A 1,922-nucleotide genomic window follows, 5' to 3' on the forward strand; every position below is an offset into this window, starting at 1 on the left:
TACCCTGTTGCACGTTCAAAATCAAATCGCCAGACGGAACGATCGGGCCTGAATCCGGACTCCATCAGTAGAGTTGGTGAAACGATGGAACGATTTTTGATAGAAATGGCTGAATCGGCCGGTAGATCAGCCTGATTGGTCGAGCTTCTTTCAGAAAAAACAGCCGCCTGAGAGCGATGCCTCTCAGGCGGCGACACCTGTTTTTTGGACAGATGGCGCGACCGTCAGATGAGCCGACTCGGTGACCGTATCAACCCTGGTTTGTTCTGCCGTTGTGCAGTGAGAGACGCTGCAACCAGCGCTACTGCCGAGAGAACGACGTGAGTCTCAACGTTGTTCTTCTTGCGTGCGCGGACGCGATCAAGGCCGGTAAAGGACTTCAGACGCGAGAATACGCGCTCGACACCTGCCCGCAGGTGTCGATGCATCCGTTCTTTGATTGCCTGAAAAATGTACGTCTCCTCGACGTTTCCGACGGAAACACCGTACTCCGAGAGTTGCTTCTGTGGCAGCCGCTCCAGAGCGTCGTAGGGACTGTCGATCTCCTCGCCGTGTTCCTTGAACAGTTCCTTGATTTCGTCCTTGATCGTTGCTAACGGCGACGATCGGCGAGGATTGATCGCCGTCAGCAACGGACAATCGAGCTGATCCTGACAGAAGTCGCGGTTATCCTGACTGTCAAAGCCGGCATCGGCGAGGGCTGCCTGGAGATCGTCAGTGTCGTACCGCTCGTTGAACTCCTCAACGAGCGGTTCGAACGCCGCACTGTCGTTCCTCTTGCCGGTCTCCATCGTGATGGCGACCGGCAGCTCCGTTGCCGCATCCACCACGAGAAACACCTTGTACCCGTAGAACGATCCTTCGTGTTTCCCCCAGCTCGCACCTTCAACTTCGCCATTTTCGATCTCATCACGCGTATTCGCCCACGCCGCGATGTGCGTTCCATCGATCACGACGAACTCACCGGCATGTTCGTGATCGGCAAGCAACTCGCTACACATCGACTGGAGGCAGTCTCGGAGTTCATCGGGATGAAGTTCATCGAAGGCCCGCCAGAGCGACGTCCCATCCGGGACGTCCTCTGGCTCGGTGTAGTCGAGAGCCTCTCGAAATGAGTGATTGCGCTGAAGACGGCGTTCGAGGGCGTCGAAGGAGTCGCCCTCGAACTGCCGCAGGACGAGTGTGGCAGCTCGTTCGGGAGAGATTGACTGAAGTTCCGAGACAGCGACTGAGAGGAAGGTTGCAACGAGTTCGTCACGGTAGAGGTAGCCGTCGTCAGCAGGATCGTCGGGAGTGACATCGGCTGGCTGGTCGGTTTCACGCTGAGCCAGCTGGTCGTCCCTGCGGGACGGCCAGCTGTGGGTGTAGACGGTGGTGTCTTGCCACTCCGTGGCGTGTACTTCCTGTTGGTCAGCGAGCTTCTGGAGTGGGCGGTAGGAGCGACGACCGAGAAGGTCGTTTGCTTCGGATGCGGTCAGCCCGGATGGACGGCGGAACGCGAGGTGTTTGAGCGTCGGCTTGGCGTCTTCCTTGCGGTGGAAGACGGCGACGCCGTCATCCACCTCGGGTCGCCAGAACCCGTCGTGAGTGGAGCGGTGGCCGACGATGTTCTTGCTGGCGACGTACTCGTTGTTGTGGTTCAAGGAAGTGTAGAAAGGGGCTTGGGAAGCGATGTTAGTGATGTACCACGCCGGCACGTCGGTGCCGGCGCGGAGATCGTCCTTGGAGGCGACCTCGCCGTGGGTTCGGAGGTATTCACGAACGGTGATCTTATGCGAATAGGCGGTGTTGTCGCAGGCGTCGGAGGTGCTGGTACTCATAGCACTACTCCGACTTCTAGTCTAGTGAAAGTGACTATTCCTGTAATTAGTGACTGCTGTACGATATTTCCGAACTGATTTCGAAACCGTGCAACGGGCTAT

At 57.6% G+C, this 1,922-nt stretch carries 1 protein-coding gene; it reads right to left on the reverse strand.

What is annotated here, in order from left to right:
- Nucleotides 1–224: 224 nt before the first annotated feature.
- Entirely contained in the window at nt 225–1,820 is a 1,596-nt protein-coding gene (locus tag PHA81_RS20745; RefSeq protein WP_273838780.1) for a transposase, read from the reverse strand.
- Between the last annotated feature and the right edge of the window lie 102 nt (nt 1,821–1,922).

The organism is Halococcus sp. PRR34, assembly GCF_028617175.1.
Lineage (GTDB): Archaea > Halobacteriota > Halobacteria > Halobacteriales > Halococcaceae > Halococcus > Halococcus salifodinae.

Excerpts from the sequence above, each read along its gene's own strand:
- PHA81_RS20745 (WP_273838780.1), bottom strand. The coding sequence starts at position 1,820 with ATGAGTACCAGCACCTCCGACGCCTGCGACAACACCGCCTATTCGCAT.